Origin of the sequence: Pseudomonas sp. So3.2b, from assembly GCF_019464415.1 — a bacterium.
Taxonomy (GTDB): domain Bacteria; phylum Pseudomonadota; class Gammaproteobacteria; order Pseudomonadales; family Pseudomonadaceae; genus Aquipseudomonas; species Aquipseudomonas shahriarae.
On record NZ_CP080494.1, the window covers coordinates 577,289 to 596,864 of the forward strand.

Annotated in this window: 17 protein-coding genes and 1 tRNA gene; 8 read left to right on the plus strand and 10 right to left on the minus strand. The window is 61.8% G+C overall.

What is annotated here, in order from left to right:
* Nucleotides 1-29 precede the first annotated feature (29 nt).
* Nucleotides 30-938 carry an alpha/beta fold hydrolase gene (locus K1X80_RS02545; RefSeq protein WP_186625107.1) on the minus strand — a complete coding sequence of 303 codons (909 nt, stop codon included), beginning with the start codon at nucleotides 936-938 and terminating at the stop codon, nucleotides 30-32.
* Between the two features lie 326 nt (nucleotides 939-1,264).
* On the opposite strand from K1X80_RS02545, the gene K1X80_RS02550 reads away from it, so the two are divergent.
* Nucleotides 1,265-2,905: a glycosyltransferase family 39 protein gene (locus K1X80_RS02550; protein ID WP_220172645.1), complete on the plus strand. Its 1,641-nt coding sequence runs from the start codon at nucleotides 1,265-1,267 to the stop codon at nucleotides 2,903-2,905.
* Between the two features lie 29 nt (nucleotides 2,906-2,934).
* On the opposite strand, the gene K1X80_RS02555 is transcribed toward K1X80_RS02550, so the two are convergent.
* The 6 genes from K1X80_RS02555 to K1X80_RS02580 all read right to left on the minus strand — a co-directional run bounded on the left by K1X80_RS02555 (nucleotide 2,935) and on the right by K1X80_RS02580 (nucleotide 9,921).
* The gene (locus K1X80_RS02555) at nucleotides 2,935-5,010 is read right to left on the minus strand and encodes a TonB-dependent siderophore receptor (RefSeq protein WP_057437686.1); all 2,076 of its coding nucleotides are present in this window, start codon (nucleotides 5,008-5,010) and stop codon (nucleotides 2,935-2,937) included.
* 303 nt (nucleotides 5,011-5,313) lie between these two features.
* A complete protein-coding gene (locus K1X80_RS02560; RefSeq protein WP_057437122.1) occupies nucleotides 5,314-5,982 on the minus strand; it encodes a hypothetical protein in 669 nt (222 codons plus the stop codon).
* A 207-nt stretch (nucleotides 5,983-6,189) separates the two neighbouring features.
* Nucleotides 6,190-6,265, minus strand: a tRNA-Phe gene (locus K1X80_RS02565).
* Nucleotides 6,266-6,368: 103 nt separating this feature from the next.
* Nucleotides 6,369-6,641: an oxidative damage protection protein gene (locus tag K1X80_RS02570; RefSeq protein WP_198799412.1), complete on the minus strand. Its 273-nt coding sequence runs from the start codon at nucleotides 6,639-6,641 to the stop codon at nucleotides 6,369-6,371.
* Nucleotides 6,638-7,705 (minus strand): A/G-specific adenine glycosylase, encoded by a 1,068-nt coding sequence (gene mutY, locus K1X80_RS02575; protein ID WP_057958032.1) that lies wholly within the window; start codon nucleotides 7,703-7,705, stop codon nucleotides 6,638-6,640. Before mutY ends, K1X80_RS02570 begins: the two co-directional genes overlap by 4 nt.
* Entirely contained in the window at nucleotides 7,702-9,921 is a 2,220-nt protein-coding gene (locus K1X80_RS02580) for an AsmA family protein (RefSeq protein WP_220172646.1), read from the minus strand. Before K1X80_RS02580 ends, mutY begins: the two co-directional genes overlap by 4 nt.
* A 296-nt stretch (nucleotides 9,922-10,217) precedes the next feature.
* Between K1X80_RS02580 and K1X80_RS02585 the strand changes: the two genes are divergently transcribed.
* The 7 genes from K1X80_RS02585 (at nucleotide 10,218) to K1X80_RS02615 (ending at nucleotide 16,001) form a co-directional block, all read left to right on the plus strand.
* Entirely contained in the window at nucleotides 10,218-11,879 is a 1,662-nt protein-coding gene (locus K1X80_RS02585; protein WP_057958034.1) for an OFA family MFS transporter, read from the plus strand.
* A gap of 254 nt (nucleotides 11,880-12,133) precedes the next feature.
* Nucleotides 12,134-12,727: an imidazoleglycerol-phosphate dehydratase HisB gene (gene hisB, locus K1X80_RS02590; RefSeq protein WP_003218037.1), complete on the plus strand. Its 594-nt coding sequence runs from the start codon at nucleotides 12,134-12,136 to the stop codon at nucleotides 12,725-12,727.
* Nucleotides 12,727-13,365 (plus strand): imidazole glycerol phosphate synthase subunit HisH, encoded by a 639-nt coding sequence (gene hisH / locus K1X80_RS02595; RefSeq protein WP_057437127.1) that lies wholly within the window; start codon nucleotides 12,727-12,729, stop codon nucleotides 13,363-13,365. Before hisB ends, hisH begins: the two co-directional genes overlap by 1 nt.
* On the plus strand, nucleotides 13,365-13,622 hold the full coding sequence (locus K1X80_RS02600) for a DUF2164 domain-containing protein (protein ID WP_029295898.1): 258 nt from the start codon (nucleotides 13,365-13,367) through the stop codon (nucleotides 13,620-13,622). The genes hisH and K1X80_RS02600 overlap by 1 nt, the downstream gene beginning before the upstream one ends.
* Nucleotides 13,623-13,661: 39 nt before the next feature.
* Nucleotides 13,662-14,399, plus strand: a complete 738-nt coding sequence (hisA, locus tag K1X80_RS02605; protein ID WP_038445290.1) for a 1-(5-phosphoribosyl)-5-[(5-phosphoribosylamino)methylideneamino]imidazole-4-carboxamide isomerase — start codon at nucleotides 13,662-13,664, stop codon at nucleotides 14,397-14,399.
* Nucleotides 14,400-14,408: 9 nt separating this feature from the next.
* Nucleotides 14,409-15,179 carry an imidazole glycerol phosphate synthase subunit HisF gene (gene hisF / locus K1X80_RS02610; protein ID WP_003171107.1) on the plus strand — a complete coding sequence of 257 codons (771 nt, stop codon included), beginning with the start codon at nucleotides 14,409-14,411 and terminating at the stop codon, nucleotides 15,177-15,179.
* A gap of 66 nt (nucleotides 15,180-15,245) precedes the next feature.
* Nucleotides 15,246-16,001, plus strand: coding sequence for an ABC transporter substrate-binding protein (locus K1X80_RS02615; RefSeq protein WP_057444609.1), 756 nt, complete (start codon nucleotides 15,246-15,248; stop codon nucleotides 15,999-16,001).
* Nucleotides 16,002-16,004: 3 nt separating this feature from the next.
* On the opposite strand, the gene K1X80_RS02620 is transcribed toward K1X80_RS02615, so the two are convergent.
* Genes K1X80_RS02620 through K1X80_RS02630 form a run of 3 tightly spaced genes read right to left on the minus strand, consistent with a single transcriptional unit; the run spans nucleotide 16,005 to nucleotide 19,403 of the window.
* On the minus strand, nucleotides 16,005-16,778 hold the full coding sequence (locus K1X80_RS02620) for a divergent polysaccharide deacetylase family protein (protein ID WP_198817967.1): 774 nt from the start codon (nucleotides 16,776-16,778) through the stop codon (nucleotides 16,005-16,007).
* A gap of 1 nt (nucleotide 16,779) precedes the next feature.
* Complete coding sequence (locus K1X80_RS02625; RefSeq protein ID WP_057958036.1) at nucleotides 16,780-18,087, minus strand: S41 family peptidase; 1,308 nt, start codon at nucleotides 18,085-18,087, stop codon at nucleotides 16,780-16,782.
* Nucleotides 18,088-18,116: 29 nt separating this feature from the next.
* Nucleotides 18,117-19,403: a murein hydrolase activator EnvC gene (locus tag K1X80_RS02630; RefSeq protein WP_169989249.1), complete on the minus strand. Its 1,287-nt coding sequence runs from the start codon at nucleotides 19,401-19,403 to the stop codon at nucleotides 18,117-18,119.
* Between the last annotated feature and the right edge of the window lie 173 nt (nucleotides 19,404-19,576).

Genomic DNA, 19,576 nt, shown 5'->3' on the forward strand with positions numbered 1-19,576 from the left:
GCGCAGGTCTGGCGAAATCCCAAGGGTTTCTACAGCCGGGTGCCCGGTGTGTCGGGCGCCAGTTGGCCGTGCTGCAGCCACGCCAGTGCAATCGGCCACAACCGATCCTGATATTCACTGCGGAAAAACGCGAAATGCCCGACGACCTCTTCGCCAATATCCCCCGGCGCGATACGCAGGTGCGTGCGCTCGCTGGCCTGGAAGTAATTCAGCAGGCGCTCAATGGCGGGCACGGTGCCAAACGGGTCGTCGCTGATGCTGATCGCCAGGATCTGTGCCTGCACCCGGGCAAAAGGCAACTCGTCCAAGGCCCGCCCGCTGGGGCGTGTCTCGTAGGTGGGGGTGGGTGTGCTCCAGTCCCGCACCACACCGGCGGGCGTGTCTTCCAGCCAGCCCAGGCGCTTGCCCGGGAAATACCCGCACACGGCAGTCACCAGCGGCATCACCAGGTGCCACTTGGCAAACATCCGCCAGCGCCCGCTCGCTTGATAGTCACGCCAGTAGGCGAACTGCGCGCCCACCGTTACCAGGCGCCTGATCGCGGCGCCGGAGGCCCCGAGACCGGCCGCGCAGCCGCCAAAGCTGTGGCCGACTACATCAATGGGCTGCCCGGCAAACTCGCGTTGCGCCCGTCGCAGGATGGCCTCGAAATCCAGCCGGCCCCAGTCTGACCACGAGGCCTTGAACCCACGCAACGAGCCACTGCGCGACTCGCCGATGCCGCGATAGTCGTAGGTGATGACATCGAAACCCTTGGCAAACAGGTACTCGGCAAAGCGCGAATAGTGGCGGCAGCACACTGAGGTGGCGGCGTTGATGATCACCACTGGGCGTTCGATATCGCTGCGGATATGGCGCCAGGTGAAGCCGCCGATGGGGTAGTGGTCGGCGGCGGGCTCGTGGAATGTCTCGGGGTGCGGGCGGCTGGGCAGGTTCATCACTGGCCTCGATCCATGCGCTTTCGATGGGGGGTGACGACCCGTGCGCAGTTTTTATTGGAGGCTGACACTAACAAAATCGCCAGCCAAAGGCGCGCGATACCTGCCAGCCAATCCCGTAAAAAAGGCGGTTGTGGCGAGCGGGCTTGCCCGCGTTGGGTCGCGCAGCGGCCCCAAAAAATGGGACAGCCCTGCAGCCCAGCGCGGGCAAGCCCGCTCGCCACAGGTGTGTGTGTACAGGTAAATGTTGCATTCGGTTCAGGCGTGATTCAGCCGTGCTGCCGGCAATATACGCCAGCATCTCCCCCGCCCTGACAGGTTAAACCATGGAACACCGCAACCGTTTTCGTGTGGAGGCCCTGGGTGTTTTCCTGGTGGCCTTGTTGTTATTTACCCTGGGCATCTGGGATCAGTCGCCGCAAGGGTTTGACGGGCGTTGGGCGGTGTTTATGCAGGAGATGTTTCGCCACGGCGCGAGCCTCTTCCCCACCACCTACGGTGAGCCTTACCCGGATTATCCGGGCACGGCGACCTATTTCAGCCTGCTCTTTGCCCGGCTGTTCGGTGCGCCTAACGACCTGGCTAACGTGTTGCCCACCGCTCTGGCGTCGGCTGGGGTCGTGGCCCTGGTCTACCGCTTGCTGGTGCCCTGCGGTCGGACCTGGGCGTTGCTGACGGTAGTGCTGACGGCATTGACCGCGCAATGGCTGGAGAAGTCGCGCTCAGTCTGCCTGGATCAGATGGTCTCCCTGCTGTGCCTGGGCTGTTTTTACTTGCTGCACACCGGCGAGCGCCTGGGCTCGCGGCTGCGCCAATACGCAATCTTTCCCTTGTTCGTGGCGGCGTTTGCCATGCGTGGCCCTTTGGGCTTGATCGAGGTCTGTGGGGTTGCTTGTGTGTACTGGGCGCTGGGGCCTGCCCGCACGCGGGAAGAGAAGATTGGCTTGCTGAAAAAGGTGCTTGCCCACAGCGTGATCGGCCTGGTCCTGCTCCTTGCCTGTTGGTGGGGGTTGCTGAAGCTGGCGCGGATCAGCGGGGGGGATGCTTTTGCCGACGAGGTGATGAAGATGCAGGTGGCCGGTCGCCTGGATGAAAGCGGCGAGCCGTTCTACTTCTACTTCAAGCTGAGCCTGTATCGCTATTTCCCGGTGATCCCGCTGGCGCTGGCGACGTTGATTGCCCTGCGCCACACCTGGTCGGCGCGCAATGATGATGCCGATGTGCGGCTGATGCTGCGCCTGGGCGGCTGTGGCCTGATGATCCTGCTGGGGTTGTCGGTGCCGAACTTCAAGCGTGCCTACTACATCCTGCCGATGGTCCCGATGTTTGCCGCGGTGGCGGCTTATGGGCTGCTTCAGGCCCGGGGTTGGTTGCTTGGGGTGCGTCGGGGTTATGAGTGGCTGGTGGCGATCCTGCCGCTGCTGGGGGGTGTCGTGGTCTTGGTCTGCCGGCAGTTGTGGAGCAAACACGGTTACTGGCCTGATGTTTCAGTGCCGGGGTTGATTGCGCTGCTGATCGCCCTGCAGTTGGCGGCGGTGGTGGCCTGGCGTCGCTGGCGCAGCCGTGTGGGGGCGCGACTGGTGGTGCTCAGCCTGATCGCGCTGGCCACCCAATGGCTGGTGCTGGTGACGGTCGTGGAGCCGGCCAAGGATCTGCAATTCGACACCAAAAACTTTGTGGGTGCGGTGGAAACCCTGCGGGCCGAGCACCCCGGGCCGCTGGTGTTTCTCAACCTCGGCAAGGACACCTGGGCCATTCGCTACATCATGAACCTGGATCATGACGAGCAGCCGCTGTTTATCGGGCGCGATGACCTTGCGCGCCTGAACGCACTGCCGCGCTCGTCCTGGGTGATTGTCGCGCGCAAGGAAACCGAACTGCTGCAGGGCACGCCGCTGCAGCATCTGGTACCGGCTTTCAATGGGCGGCTTAATGACAACCCGTTGCTGGTGTTCCGGGTGCCATGATCAGCCGCCGCCGTGGATTTACAACTCAATCAAAAGTTGTAGGCCAGCGTACCGACGAGCGTACGACGGTTGCCGATAAAGCAGTCGCCTCGCGCCAGGCATGTGGTGTAGTAGGTCTTGTCTTCAAGGTTGGTCGCGTTGAGCGTCAGGTTCCAGTTCTGGTAGCGGTACCCGAGCATCGCATCCACCAGGGTAGAAGACGGCGTTTTCAGGCGGTCGGCGCCATCCCAGCTGGTTCCCACATAGCGAATGCCGGCACCGACACTGAACCCGGAAATGTCGCCGATGCTGAACCGATGTTGGCTCCATACCGAGGCCATGTTCTCTGGAACGCTGGACAGGCGTTTGCCTTGCTCGGCGGGCGCGCCCTTGATGACGGTGGTGTCGGTGTAGCTGTAGGTGCCAATCAGGTCCCAGTCGGGCGTGACCGTCACCAGCGCTTCGAGCTCCAGGCCACGGGCGCGGGTTTCACCACTTTGCAGGGTATTCATCGCATCCAGGGGGTCGGGCATGCGGCGGTTCTGCTCGCGAATGTCATACACCGCTGCGGTGTAGAGACTGTTGCTGCCAACCGGCTGATATTTCACCCCCAGCTCCCACTGTTTGCCCTTGAGCGGTACGTAGGGCTCCAGCGTTCGCCGGTTGAGGCCGATTTGGGGCTGGAATGATTCGCTGTAGCTCAAGTAGGGCGCTATGCCGTTGTCGAACAGGTAGGTCAGGCCTGCGCGGCCGGTCACCTTGTCGTCCTTTTGCCGGGCGCTGCCTTGGGTTTGGCTGGCGGCCCAATCCTTGCGCAGGCCGAGGGTCAGCAGCCACTGTTCGTATTTGATCTGGTCCTGGGCATACAGCCCTTGTTGCATGACCCGTTGTTCCGGGTCTGCGGTGAGGCGAATGACCGAGGGATCAAAGGTGCCATACACCGGTTCGTACACGTTCAGTGGTGTTGCGTTACCGCTGGCACCTTCCCGGTTGGAGACCGCATGCTGGTAGTCGCCCCCCAGCAGCAGCGTGTGCTGTAGCGGGCCGGTGTCAAATCGGGCCTCGGCGTTTTGGTCGGCAACCCAGACTTTGACCTCTGGCTTGGAAACGTAATAGACACGGTCGAGGGTCTGGTTATCGGCGTTAAACGGTGGGTTTCTTGCGAATTTCGCATAAATCGACTGGTAGCTGACTTTGCTTTTCTGCCAGCGCAGGTTCTGGCGCAGCGTCCATGTGTCGTTCAGGTGCCACGAGAATTGCGACGTCAGGGCTGTCTGGTCACTGTCGTATTCGTCGAACCCTGGCTCGCTGGCGAACCGGTTGCTGTGGATCCGGCCATATGGCGCATTCCAGACGGTACCTTTGTGTGGGAAGAACTGCGTGGTGGAGCCGCTGTCATCGCGCTGGATGTTGGCCATGACGGTCCAGTCGATATCTTCGTTGGGGCGCCAGGTCAGCGATGGCATCAGCACCTGGCGGTTGTCTTTGACATGATCAACCTGGGTGTCGCTGTCGCGCTGGATCGCCACCAGCCGGTACAGCAGCGTGCCTTGCGGGTTCAGAGCGCCGGTGGTGTCGACGGCGACCTGCTTGCGGTTGTAATTGCCGTATTGCAGTTGCAGTTCGGTGTGCTGTTCGGCTTTGGGGCGTTTGCTGACCTGGTTGATCAGGCCGCCCACCGGGCTTTGCCCATACAGCATCGACGCGGGGCCCTTGAGCACTTCAAGGCGTTCCAGGGTGAAGGGGTCGGTGCGCACGTTGGTGTAAGTGCCGAAGCTCTGCTGTAAACCATCAAGGAACAGGGCCGGCGAGCTGCCTCGCACTTTCGACCAGTCTCCGCGGCTATCGAGCCCGAAGGTTTCGGCCCGCACCCCGGAAACATATCGCAATGCGTCTTGCACGGTCAGCGCGCCCTGATCGCGCATGCGGTCGGCGCTGATGACGGAAATCGACTGGGGGATCTCAGTGATGGGGGTGTCGGTCTTGGCCCCTGTTGTACTGCGCTTGGCGACGTAGCCTTTGACCGGGCCGTCGGCCGTTTCTTCTGAGGCAGTTGCCGTAATACTTTGGCTGGGCAGTTCGAGCTGGCCTGTTTTCTCGGCCGCGTCTGCGACCGGGACAAGCATCGAAGCGAATCCGAAGGGGGCAAGGCCAAACGCCTTCAACCATGAACCTGACTCGCGTGCAGAGGGCATCGCAGCTCCTTGATTATTGTTAGTGGGGCAGGGGGGGATTTTGCGCGCCAGCTTAAATGATAATAATTGCTATTAGCAACCATCGGCTTCAGTCGAGCCTGGCTTTTTGGCGGGGGTGTTTGATGCGGGCGACCGGGTGGGGTCGCCCTGAGCGGGGAGGGGCAATCAAGGCTGGTAGTCAGGCAGGAGTGCGAAGTGACATTCGTCCTGAACTACCTGGAAGGGGGCGACGAACTATTTGCAGCGATACCCCTCGGGCATCGTGACGGTGTAGTTGCGCTGCACGCGATCCTGGAAGTTCAGGTTCTGCAGGCCCTGCTGCACCAGGAAGGCTTCGACCTTGGCGGCCTGGCAGTCCTCGTTGTAGGACGTTACCCGCAGCAGGTACACCGCGCGTTTGCTCGCTTCATCCCGGGCCGTGGCGGTGAAGGTGGTGAGGGTGGTGTAGCCGGTGCGCTCCGAGCTGCCTACCGGGCCATAGGTGGTGTTCGGCGTGCTGGTGCAGATCATCTGGTCGCTTTTTTTCTTGCTGTTCTTGCACACGGTGGAGGTGCTGGTTGGCACCTGCCCATACTCGGTGGCGGTATAGCGGTAGGTCACCTGGTGACTGTCGATGTCGAGGGTGATCGTGATTTTCGGCGTGCGGTTCTTGGGCAGGGACACGTCGGTATACACCTCGCGAAACCCCTGGTCCTTCATGGCGCTGACCATATCGCGCAGGTAGTAGCGGGCATTGAGCGCGTTCTCGGCATTGCCGCCGACCGACGTCACCAGCACCGTCGCCTGTCGGTCAAAGTGATAGTCCGGGTCAGGGGTTGCGTTGATCGCGACGTCCATCGTAGTAGCGCATCCGCTGAGCAGCGCTGTCAGCATTAACAGCGTGCATAACAAGTACCGGGTCATGAAATAACTACCTTGCTGAAGATTGGATTAAGGCTAGACGGTTGAGCAGGGAAATAAATAACACATCAGGTGCCAGCAAGGCTTGGCGTTAACCTGAAAGTAACCAGAGGGGCGCTGGCGATACTAAATCGCAGGCAACAAAAAACCCGCACTAGGCGGGTTTCTTGGGTGTTCCAGATGATTTTTGCACCACCTGAAACTAATAAGTGGTGCCCAGAGACGGAATCGAACCGCCGACACGGGGATTTTCAATCCCCTGCTCTACCGACTGAGCTATCTGGGCAACGGGGCGCATTAAACGGGTTTTTCAGGGGGTCGTCAAGCAAGTTTTCAAAAAATATTTAATTATTACCGTCGCTTACGTGCCAACCCCGGTTTTTGCTCAATTATTGAGCAGGCGGCACGTAGCCGTCGGCCTTGGCGTAATCCTCGCCGGAAAAGTACTTGTCCATCTCGCCCTGCAGATATTTGCGGTCTTCGGTGTTCATCATGTTCAGGCGCTTTTCGTTGATCAGCAGGGTCTGGTGCTTCTGCCAGTCGGCCCAGGCCTTGGCGGAGACGTGGTCGAAAATGTCCTGGCCCTTGGCGCCCGGGAATGGGGCACGCTCAAGGGCTGGCAGTTCTTCGTGATACTTGCGGCAGATGATGGTGCGGGTCATGACGAAACTCCTGCGTTCAATACGTCGGCCGCGCGCTTCAGCAGTTTTTTCACCGGGGCGGCAAGGCCCAGGCGCGGCGGGGTGGCGAGGTTATACCAGAGCCAGTCGGCCTCGGCCACGTGATGGGCCGATTCCTCGACCTGCACCAGCCAGGGTTCGATAGCCAGCTGGAAGTGGCTGAAGGTGTGGACCAGCCCAGGTAGCGCCTGATGCTTGCCCAGCGCCAGTGAGTGCTGGTTGGCCAGGTGTTCCAGGTCGTTCAGGTCGTCCAGCTCCGGCAAGCTCCACAGCCCGCCCCACAGGCCTGTAGAGGGGCGACGATAAAGCAGGATCGCGCCCTCCTGGTTGGCCAGCATCGGCATCAGCGTGCGCTTTTGCGGGATGGTCTTGCGCGGCTTGGGGATCGGGTAGCGGGTTTCCAGGCCCAGCATGTGCGCCTCGCAGCCCTTTTCCAGGGGGCACAGCAGGCAACTGGGCTTGCTGCGGGTGCAGAGGGTGGCGCCCATGTCCATCATGGCCTGGGTGTAGGCATTGACGCGGTCGTGGGGGGTAAAGCGCTCGGCAGTGGCCCACAGCTGCTTGGCCACCTTGGGCTCGCCCGGATAGCCCTCCTGGGCAGTAAAACGTGCCAGCACGCGCTTGACGTTGCCGTCGAGGATCGGTGCGCGCAGGCCCATGCTCAGGCTGGCGATGGCACCGGCGGTGGACAGGCCGATGCCCGGCAGTTCGGTGAGTTTCTCTACATCGCGGGGAAACTCGCCGCCGTATTCGGCCACCACGATCTTGGCAGTCTTCTGCAGGTTGCGCGCCCGGGTGTAGTAGCCCAGCCCGGTCCACAGGTGCAGTACTTCATCTTCCGGCGCGGCCGCCAGGGCCTCGACCGTTGGCAGCGAAGCCATGAAGCGGTCGAAGTAATTGAGCACGGTGCTGACCTGGGTCTGTTGCAGCATGATTTCCGAGACCCACACCCGATACGGGGTGATGCCCTGTTGCCAGGGCAAGTCATGGCGACCGTGGCGGTCGTACCAGTCGAGCACGGCCGCTGAAAATTGCTCGTTTCTCATCGGTTGAACAAACCTTTGAGGGCGTCTTTGAGCTTGGGGTTGACCTTGTCGAGCTTCTCTTCAAGTTTCTCGCTGAGCTTGTTGCCCGCCATCTTGGCGGCCACCTGACCCAGGCCGTCCTTGTCCAGGCGGCAGGCTTTGGCGCCCAGTTCCAGCGGGCCACGGCAGCGCAGCGGCACTTCGATACCCTGGAAGTTCGAGCCGACCTGGCAGGCCGGGTCCGGCATGTCGCGCTTGTCGCCCTCGACGATGATGCCCACGCGGTAGTCCATGCCCAGTACACGCAGGTCCACGTCGCCATTGCCGTTGACGGTCAGGCCGGGGATGCGCACTTTCAGGTCCGGGTTGCTCGCCACGCCGTTACGGAAAGTCAGGTTGCCCTTGAGTTCCTGGAACGGTGTGTCCTTGCTACGTGGTGTCGTGGTCAAGGTCTTGCGGTTGAGCAGGGCAATACCCGTGCACAGCTGTTGCTCAAGGTTGGCATTGAGCAGCACACCATTGTTGATGACGAAGCTGGCGGTGCCGTTGAGGCTGTCGATCAGCGCTTTCTGGCTGTTGCCACGCCCGTTCAGGTTGCTGTCGAGGGTGATCTGGCCCTTGACCGGCGGGGTTTGCCCCTGGGCTTGCAGGATGCGCTCGACCGGTACTTGCTTGATTTTGGTCTGCAACGCCAGCACCGGCACATCTTCCCGTGCATCGAGGCTGCCGTTGGCCTGGAACGTGCCGTTATAGAGGCCACCGCTCAAGGTGTCGAGCTTGAACTGGCCACCCTGGCCGGAGGCCTTGAGGGCTGCATTCTCGATGGGCAACTGGCTCAGGGTCAGTTGGCCGAAGGACAGGTCGGCAATCACGTCCAGGCTGCGCAGGCGCGCCAGGGGCAGCAGTTTGTCGGTGCTCCAGGCGCCTTTGGTCGGCGCGTCCGGCAACGGCGTGGTGCCACCGGCGGCCATGGCCCCGGCTTCGCTGCTTTGCACTTCGGCCTGGCGTGCGACGGCGGCGCTGTTGGCGGCTTCGGACTTGGCGGGCAGGTAATGGTCGGCATTGAACGTGTCGCCCTTGAGCTGCACGCGCAGGGATTGCTTGGCAAAGTCCTCCACCGCCAGGCGCCCGGTAAAGGTGCTGCCGTCGACTTTCAGGTTGAGGTCTTCCAGGGCCATGCTCGACGGCGTGCCTTGCAGGCGGCTGACCAGTTCGACCTTGCTCAGGCTCCCTGGGGCCATGGCCGGCAGGGGCTGGCCGACGCTGTCGAGGAACTTGGCCAGGTCAAACTGGGCAATCGACAGGGCGCCGCTGATCTGTGGGGTTTTATCCAGGTCGTTGACCTTTACTTCGCCCAGTGCCCGCAGTTGGTTGAGCGACAGCTTGAGGCCGGTCCACTCGGCAATGTTCGCCGACAGGTCCACCAGCAACTGGCCCTGGGTGGCAAAGGTCACGGTCTTGCCTTGCAGCGGCTCGCCGGTGGCTTCGCCTGCGACTTTCATGTCTTCGAACTGATAGCGCTTGAGGGCGCGATCAAAACGCAGTTCGCCGCTGAGTTCGCTCTTGACCCGCATCACTGGCTGGTTGCTGCCGAAGAAGGCAGTGAGTTTGACCGGGATGCTCGCGCCTTCATGCACGGCACCGGTGCTCAACTGAATGCTCTCGGCGCTGAATTGCTTGCCGGTCTGCTCGTCGTTGTACTCGATGCGGGCGTTGTTGACCGTCAGGCTGTCGATATCCAGGCGGATCGGCTGAGCCGGTTTGTCCGGCGCTGGCGCCGTGGTTGGCGCAGTCGTCACGGGTGCCTCGGCGGTGCCGGTGGCTGCAACGGGCGGTGCCTTGCCGATATCTTCCCAGTTGCCGTGGCCTTGCTTGTCGCGGTTGAGGCGCAGGTTCAGGCCCTCGACGCGCACATCGCTCATCTGCACTTCACGACGCAGCAGCGGCAGTACCCGTACCGACAGGCCGAGCATCTGCAGATCGGCAAACGGCTGGGCAGGATTGCTCAGGGTGGCCACGCTGGCTTCATGCAACTCCAGGCCCAGCCACGGGAACAGGCTCCAGCCGATATCGCCATTGAGCGTCAGCTCGATGTGGGCCTTGTCGCGGGCAATCTGGCGAATCTCGTCTTTGTAGTCGTTGGGATCGAAGAGGTGGGTCAGGGCAAAGCCCAGAGCCACAATGATCAGCAACAGCCCGAGAAGTACCAGACCCAGGATTTTGCCGAACGCTTTCATGGGCGAGTCCTTGTATGTCGATTTCAAAATTTAGCCGCAGAGTATAACGCCGCTGGACCTGCGGCTGTTTACGCATCGTTACATAGTGTCAAACAAAACAGATGAGCCGAAAAAGGTAGTGTCAGTTTGGTTTTTCTCGCGGCGCCAAATGCTAATCTTTGCGCGTTCGCCCGCCTTCTGCGACGAAACGTCGCGCTTACAGGGAGCTTCACTCGACAAAACGGCCACGCATTGCGTGCAAAGGCCGAGGAGGAGAGCGCCTGGCGAACACAGACCAACAACTGGGGGAAACACCAATGAACACTAGCACTGCGGCCGGCATTCCTGCTGCGCAGCCTGCGTTCCTGTCCAAGGAACGCATCATCGCCAAGCCAGGGTTTAACCGCTGGCTGGTTCCGCCGGCCGCCCTGGCTATCCACTTGTGCATTGGCATGGCCTACGGCTTTTCGGTGTTCTGGCTGCCACTGTCCAAGGCGCTGGGCGTCACCGCACCGGTGGCATGCGCGCCGGATATGAGCTTTATCGCGCAGATCTTCTCGTCGTCCTGCGACTGGCCGATCTCCATGCTGGGCTGGATCTACACCCTGTTCTTCATCTTCCTGGGCTGCTCGGCAGCGATCTGGGGCGGCTGGCTGGAACACGCCGGGCCGCGCAAGGCCGGTGTGGTCTCGGCGCTGTGCTGGTGTGGTGGCCTGCTGATCTCGGCGCTGGGGATCTATACCCACCAGATCTGGCTGATGTGGCTCGGCTCCGGGGTCATCGGCGGTATCGGCCTGGGCCTGGGCTATATCTCGCCGGTCTCGACCCTGATCAAGTGGTTCCCGGACAAGCGCGGCATGGCCACCGGCATGGCGATCATGGGCTTTGGTGGTGGTGCGATGGTCGGCGCCCCCCTGGCAGCGGCACTGATGGGCCACTTCGCTTCGCCGACGGGCGTGGGCGTATGGCAGAGCTTCTTGGTGATGGCCGCGATCTACTTCGTGTTCATGATCGGCGGCGCCTTGTCCTACCGCGTCCCGCCGACCGGCTGGAAGCCTGAGGGCTGGACCGCGCCGGCGAAAAAAGCCAGCAACGCGATGATTACCCATCGCCATGTGCACGTGAACGTGGCCTGGAAAACCCCGCAATTTCGCCTGGTATGGCTGGTGCTGTGCCTGAACGTATCGGCCGGTATCGGCATTCTCGGCATGGCGTCGCCGCTGTTGCAGGAAGTGTTTGGTGGCAAGTTGCTGGGTGTGGATGTGCCATTTGGCCAACTGGATGCCGGGCAACTGGCCTCCATCGCAGCCATCGCTGCCGGTTTCACCGGGTTGTTGAGCCTGTTCAACATTGGTGGGCGGTTCTTCTGGGCGTCGTTCTCTGACTACCTGGGCCGTAAAAACACCTACTTCGTGTTCTTCGCCCTGGGCTTTGCCCTGTATGCGCTGATCCCGAACCTCGGCCACTTGGGCAACGTCTCGCTGTTCGTGGCGGCGTTCTGCATCATCCTGTCGATGTACGGCGGCGGCTTCGCGACCGTGCCGGCCTACCTGGCGGACCTGTTCGGTACGCAAATGGTCGGTGCGATCCACGGTCGCCTGCTGACTGCCTGGGCGGCGGCCGGCGTGCTGGGCCCGGTGCTGGTCAACTACCTGCGTGAGTATCAGCTGAGCATTGGCGTGGAGCGTGCTGCGGCTTATGACATCACCTTGTACATCCTCGCCGGCCTGTTGGTGCTGGGCTTTATCTGCAACCTGCTGGTGCGTCCGGTGGCCGACAAGTACTTCATGACCGACGCCGAACTGGCCGCCGAACAGGCGCTGGGCCATGACAAGGGTGCTGATGCCAGCACTTCCCTGGAGTGGAAAGCCGCTTCCGGCACCGTGCCATTGGCAATTGCTGCGTGGCTGGTGGTGGGTATTCCGCTGGCGTGGGGCGTGTGGGTGACCTTGCAGAAGACTGCAGTGCTGTTCCACTAACACCGCATAACCCGTGTGGGCCCGGTTCCTGTGGGAGCCGGGCTTGCCCGCGATAGAACCCGCTCGGTGTATCTGTAGTACGCAGGCGTCTGCATCGCAGGCAAGCCAGCTCCCACACACGCCAGCTCCCGCACTTGTACTGACATGTCTATGCCCGACAGGCCGTCAGTCTTATCCCCTTCGATGTTTCTGTTTAGCGCCCGCAGCCCCTATAATGGCCACCTTTTTCGCCCAATGATTTTGCGGAGCTGGTGATGGCCGAACGTAAGGCGTCCGTCGAGCGCGACACTCTGGAAACCCAGATCAAAGCCTCGATCAACCTGGATGGCACCGGAAAGGCCCGATTTGATATCGGTGTTCCTTTTCTTGAGCACATGCTGGATCAAATCGCCCGTCATGGGCTGATCGACCTGGATATCGTCAGCAAGGGTGACCTGCATATCGACGACCACCACACCGTGGAGGATGTCGGTATCACCCTCGGCCAGGCGTTTGCCAAGGCCATCGGCGACAAAAAGGGCATCCGCCGTTACGGCCATGCCTATGTCCCGCTGGACGAGGCGCTGTCGCGTGTGGTCATCGACTTCTCGGGCCGCCCAGGCCTGCAGATGCACGTGCCTTACACCCGCGCCACGGTGGGTGGCTTTGACGTGGACCTGTTCCAGGAATTCTTCCAGGGCTTCGTCAACCACGCTCTGGTCAGCCTGCACATCGACAACCTGCGTGGCACCAACACCCACCACCAGATCGAAACCGTGTTCAAGGCTTTCGGCCGCGCCCTGCGCATGGCCGTGGAGCTCGATGACCGCATGGCCGGGCAAATGCCGTCGACCAAGGGCGTTCTGTAATGCAGACGGTCGCGGTTATCGACTACGGCATGGGTAACCTGCATTCGGTGGCCAAGGCCCTCGAGCACGTCGGTGCCGGCAAGGTGCTGATCACCAGCGATGCGCAGGTGATCCGCGAAGCCGACCGTGTGGTGTTCCCCGGTGTGGGCGCGATTCGCGACTGCATGGCCGAAATCCGCCGCCTGGGCTTTGACAGCCTGGTGCGCGAAGTCAGCCAGGACCGGCCGTTCCTCGGGATCTGCGTCGGCATGCAAGCCTTGCTCGACCGCAGTGAAGAGAACGGCGGCGTCGACTGCATCGGCCTGTTCCCAGGCGCGGTGAAGTTTTTCGGCAAGGATCTGCACGAAGACGGCGAGCATCTGAAAGTCCCGCACATGGGCTGGAACGAAGTGCGCCGCACCGTCGACCACCCGCTGTGGCATGACATCCCGGACATGGCGCGTTTCTACTTCGTCCACAGCTACTACATCGCCGCCGGTAACCCGCGCCAGGTGGTGGGTGGCGGGCACTACGGCGTCGATTTTGCCGCAGCGCTGGCCGAAGGTTCGCGCTTTGCCGTGCAGTTCCACCCGGAGAAAAGCCATACCCATGGCCTGCAACTGTTGCAGAACTTCGCCAGTTGGGACGGGCGCTGGTAATGGCCAAGAAGATCAAGCCACCGATCCTCAATCTCACTCCCCAGCAGGAGAGTGAGGCGACCGACAAGATCAAGCGTTTCATGGAAGATCGCTTCGAGCTCCGTCTCGGGTCGTTCGAGGTGGCTGAGATCCTCGAGCTGTTCACCACTGAAATTGCTCCGCACTATTACAACAGGGCGATTTTCGATGTGCAGACGCACCTTAAAGAAAGGTTCGAAAGCATCGAAAGCGACTTGTGGGCGCTCGAAAAACCCTGATTTTCCGAGCAATGCTGAATATCGAATAAGGTTTGCCAGATGCTGATTATCCCCGCTATCGATCTCAAGGACGGCGCTTGTGTACGTCTGCGCCAGGGCCGCATGGAAGATTCCACAGTGTTTTCCGATGACCCGGTGAGCATGGCTGCCAAGTGGGTGGAGGGTGGCTGCCGTCGCCTGCATCTGGTGGACTTGAACGGCGCCTTTGAAGGCCAGCCGGTCAATGGCGAAGTGGTGACGGCCATCGCCAAGCGCTACCCGAACCTGCCGATCCAGATCGGTGGCGGTATCCGCTCCCTGGAAACCATTGAGCACTACGTCAAGGCGGGCGTGAGCTACGTGATCATCGGCACCAAGGCGGTGAAAGACCCGGCCTTCGTCGCCGAAGCCTGCCGCGCGTTTCCGGGCAAGGTCATCGTGGGCCTGGACGCCAAGGATGGTTTCGTCGCTACAGACGGCTGGGCGCAAATCAGCACCGTGCAGGTGATCGACCTGGCCAAGCAGTTCGAGGCCGACGGCGTGTCCGCTATCGTTTATACCGACATCGCCAAAGACGGCATGATGCAGGGCTGCAACGTACCGTTTACCGCTGCGCTGGCGGCCGCCACCAAAATCCCGGTGATCGCTTCCGGCGGTATCCACAACCTGGGCGATATCAAGTCGCTGCTGGACGCCAAGGCGCCGGGGATCATCGGCGCCATCACCGGCCGGGCGATCTACGAAGGCACCCTGGACGTCGCCGAAGCCCAGGCTTACTGCGATGCCTACAAAGGCTGAGGACTGACCATGGCGCTGGCCAAACGCATCATCCCTTGCCTGGACGTCGACAACGGTCGGGTGGTCAAGGGCGTCAAGTTCGAGAACATCCGTGACGCCGGCGACCCGGTGGAAATCGCCCGTCGCTACGATGAGCAGGGTGCCGACGAGATTACCTTTCTCGACATCACCGCCAGCGTCGACGGCCGCGATACCACGCTGCATACCGTCGAGCGCATGGCCAGCCAGGTGTTTATCCCGCTGACCGTGGGCGGTGGCGTACGCACCGTGCAGGATATCCGCAACCTGCTTAACGCGGGTGCGGACAAGGTCTCGATCAACACGGCCGCGGTGTTCAACCCGGAGTTTGTCGGCGAAGCCGCACAGCACTTCGGTTCGCAATGCATCGTCGTCGCCATCGACGCCAAGAAAGTCTCCGGCCCGGGTGAAACCCCGCGCTGGGAGATCTTCACCCACGGCGGGCGCAAGCCGACCGGCCTGGATGCGGTGGAGTGGGCGATGAAGATGGAAGGCCTCGGCGCCGGTGAAATCCTGCTGACCAGCATGGATCAGGACGGCATGAAAAACGGCTTTGACCTGGGCGTGACCCGCGCCATCAGTGACGCACTGGGCATTCCAGTGATTGCGTCCGGTGGTGTGGGCAACCTGCAACACCTGGCCGACGGCGTTATCGAAGGCCACGCCAGCGCGGTGCTGGCGGCGAGTATTTTCCACTTTGGCGAATACACCGTGCCTGAGGCAAAGGCCTACATGGCAGCACGCGGAATCGTCGTCCGCTAAACGTCACTGGACACCATGGCAGGCTCGCGGCACTCTGGGGCCTGCCATGGATTCCGGTACCCCTACATGCTCAAAGACCTGCTGCTTGCCCTCGCCAGTTCTTCCATTCTGTTGGCGGGCTCGGCCAATGCCGCTGAGCCGTCTGGCACTTCTCTGGTGCTGCTGACGGAGAACTTTCCGCCCTACAACATGGCGAAAAACGGCAAGAACTTCGCCAAGGACGAGAACATCGAAGGCATCGCGGTGGACATTGTCCGCGAGACTTTCAAGCAGGCTGGTATTTCCTACAACCTCACGCTGCGCTTCCCTTGGGAGCGGATCTATAAACTCGCCCTGGAAAAACCAGGCTACGGCGTGTTTGTCATGGCGCGCCTGCCGGACCGCGAAGCGCTGTTCAAGTGGGTCGGCCCCATCGGCCCGGATGACTGGGTGCTGCTGGCCAAGGCTGACAGCAAGATCCAGCTGACCGACCTTGAGCACGCCCGTAGCTACAAGATCGGTGCCTACAAAGGCGATGCCATTGCCCAGACCCTGGAAAAGCGCGGGCTCAAGCCGATCATCGTGCTGCGCGACCAGGACAATGCGCAAAAGCTGATGGAGGGGCAGATTGACCTCTGGGCCACCGGCGACCCGGCCGGGCGCTATCTGGCGCGCCAGGTGGGGGTTTCCGGGCTCAAGACGGTGCTGCGCTTCAATAGCGCCCAGTTGTATCTGGCGCTGAACAAGGAGGTGCCGGATGAGGTGGTGGCCAAGCTGCAGGCGGCGCTGGACCAGCTACGCAAGGAAGGTGTGGTGGATCAGATCATGGCGCGCTATCTGTAGGTTTCAGCGGTAAACCCCATCCTTGCCGTGCCCAGCCATCGCCCGATTGCTGCGCAAACTGATCATCAGCTTGATATCAATCCACTCGATACCCTGGGCCTTGAGCTTGGGCAGTTCGCGCTCCAGCACCGCCAGGGTCTGTGGATAAGGATGGCCGATCATCACCGCCGAGCCCTGTTTGTGGGCCAGCTTGATAGCCGTCTGCAACTGCGTGGCGATGGCCGCTTCGGTCCGTTCGTCATCCAGAAATACATCCCGTGAGACGTGGGCCAGGTTGATTTTCTGAGCCTCGGCGGCCGCCACGGTCTTGGCGCTGGTCCGGCTGTCGACGAAAAACTTGTGCCGACGCTGCAGCTCGCCCATCAACCACGCCATGGCGCCAGGCTCGGCCGTCATGCGGCTGCCCATGTGGTTGTTGATGCCGGCGGTGTAAGGCACGGCCTTGAATGCCGCATCCAGGCGCTTGCCCAGTTCTTCGATGGGCAGCTCGGGGTGCCAGGCGAAGGGGCCGGTGGCCGGGTCCATGGGCATGTGCAGAATCACGATCTTGCCGGCGCGGTGGGCCTCGCGGGCGACTTCAGCAGCGTGGGGCGTGTCGGGCATGATTGCCGCCGTCACCGGGCCGGGCAGGGCCAGCACACGACGATCCCTGGGCAGGTTTTGCCCAAGGTCGTCGATGATAAGCGTGAGGTAGGCTTTGTGGGGCTTGTCGGCCGGCGTCGCTTGGGCGACTCCGGCCAGGCTGCACAACATTGCAAGGATTAGCGCAAAACGCATATCAACGGCTGCGCGTAATGCTCAAGCCCTTGAGCAGGCTCAGCGCCTGGGCCAGTTGGTAATCGTCGTCCTGTGGCATCGGCTTTGCTTTCGGGCCGCTGCCGGTTGGCTGGTCGGCGCCGCCGTTGCCATTGCCCAGGTGACCTTGCAGGTCGGCTTCCTTGAAGTACTCGTTGTCGCTTTCGTTGGTGATCTTGGCCCGGCGCACCTCGATATCCGGCACGATGCCCTGGGCCTGGATCGAGCGACCATTAGGCGTGTAGTACAGCGCTGTGGTGATCTTCAGCGCACGCTCGTTGTTCAGCGGCAGCACGGTTTGCACCGAGCCCTTGCCGAAGCTGGTGGTGCCCATCAGTACCCCGCGTTTCTGGTCTTGCAGGGCGCCGGCGACGATTTCCGAGGCCGAGGCGCTGCCGCCGTTGATCAGCACCGCCAGCGGTACGTTTTCGCTGAGGTCCTTGCCGGTGGCCGAGAAGCGCAGTTCGGAGTTGGCAATGCGGCCCTTGGTGTAGACGATCAAGCCTTTGGTGATGAAGTGGTCGACCACTTCCACCGCCGATTGCAGCACGCCGCCGGGGTTGTTGCGCAGGTCCAGGACGATGCCGTTGAGCTTCTTGCCGTTGTCCTTGCGCAGCTTGGCCAGGGCCTTGGCCACTTCGTCGCCGGTCTTGACCTGGAACTGGGTGATGCGGATATAGCCGTAGCCCGACTCCAGCAACTGGCTCTTCACGCTCTTGACCACGATGGTGGCGCGGGTCAGGGTCACGTCAAACGGGCTGCCGCCGTCGCGCACCAGGGTCAGGGTGATTTTCTGGCCGACCTTGCCGCGCATCTTGTCGACGGCTTCGGTCATGGTCTGGCCACGGGTCGGCTGGCCGTTGATCTTGACGATCAGGTCGCCGGCCTGGATGCCGGCCTTGGACGCCGGGGTGTCGTCGATTGGCGACACCACCTTGATGATGCCGTCCTCGGCGCCGACTTCGATGCCCAGGCCGCCGAATTCGCCGCTGGTGCTTTCCTGCAGCTCGGCGAAATCTTCCGGGCCCAGGTAGGCAGAGTGCGGGTCGAGGTTGCTGAGCATGCCTTTGATGGCGTTTTCCAGCAGGGTCTTGTCGTCCACGGGTTCGACATAGGCGGCCTTGATCCGGTCCATGACCTCGGCAAAGGTGCGCAATTCGTCCAGCGGCAGCGGTGCCTTGGTGGTCGCGGCCATGGCAGACGGTGCGGTCTGGTCGGCGAATGCCATAGGCGCGCCGATCACCAGGGCGATCGTCAGGGCCAGCGAAGTGAGGCGGGACAAATGCAGCATGTCGAACGAACTCCTAATGTAGGTGCGGCCTATCCTTGGGCGCGACACCATTGTGCAGGGTCGCTCGGGCGGCCCTGCTGACGAATAGCAAAGTACAGCGCCGGGGTGTCCTGGCCACCACTGTTACCGACAGTGGAGATGGATTCACCGGCTTTTACAACATCACCTGCGGCCTTGAGTAACGTCTGATTGTGGCCGTACAGGCTCAAATAGCCATTGCCGTGGTCAAGAATCACCAGCAACCCGGCGCCGCGCAGCCAATCGGCGAACACCACGCGCCCGCCGTGGACGGCGTGCACCTGGCTGCCCGCAGAGGCGCTGATCATCACGCCGTCCCACTTGGTACGGGTGTCATCGCCACGGGTTTCACCAAAGCGTGCCAGTAGTCGACCATCAACTGGCCATGGAAGTTTGCCTCGGGCAGTAGCAAAAGGCCCGCCAAACGATTCGCCGGCACTGGAAACCAGCGGGCCGGGTGCTGCACGCGCCGGTTTACGCGGGGCGTCGCTGGCGAGCGCCTCGGCTTCACGCTGGCGCTTTTTTTCTGCTTCCTGCTGGGCGATCAGCGCTTTCTGCCGCGCTTCTTCGGCCTCGCGGGCCTGGCGTGCCAGGGTTTCCTCGATGGTTTTGAGTACTTTGGCCAGGTCGGCCTGGTCCTGCTGACGCGCCTGCAACTTGGCATCACGGGCTTTTACGTCGCTGTTGAGCTTGGCCAGGGCCTGCTGGCGCTCCTTGCGCACTTTGTCCAGCTCGTCGCGCTGGGTGTCCAGGCTGCTCTTCTGGGCCAGCAGTTGGCTTTGCTGGTCAGCGATTTCCTGCTCGACGTTGGCCAACTGGCGCAGGGTCTCGTTGAAACTCTTGAGTTGCTCCAGGCGCGCGGTGCTCAGGTAATCGTAGTAGGTCAGGGTGCGGGCGAATTTTTCCGGGTTCTGCTGGTTGAGCAGCAGCTTGAGGTATTCCTGGCGGCCGTTCTGGTAGGCGGCACGGGCCTGGATCGCGATCAGGCGTTGCTGTTCAACGCGCGCGCTCTGGAGTTTTTTTTTCTCACCGTCGAGTCGCTCCAGTTCCGACTCGCTCTTCTTTAATTCTTTTTGCAGCTCCTGGACCTGCTTCTCCAGCTTGCCCATTTCGGTTTCCGTGCCGCGCAGGTCTTTCTGCACCCCGGATTTTTCTTCCTGGAGCTTGCCGAGCAGCTTTTTCAGCTCGGTAATGTCCTGACGCGTAGCGTCCAACTGTTGTTGGGTTTGCGCACGTTCGTCGGCCAAGGCCGGTTGGAGCACGCAGACAAGAGCAAGGGTAATCAAGGCGCGAAGCATAGAGGCGGGCGACACCAGGGAAAGGGACGGCCTAGTATGCCCGCCCCACGCTGCAAAAAAAACGCCCAATTCAGGCTGGCGGGCAAGTTAGGTGCCGAGTGGCGGGGGTGTGGCTAAAAGCCACCTTCAAAAACGCCACTTACCCATGTGGGAGCGGGCTTGCCCGCGATTGC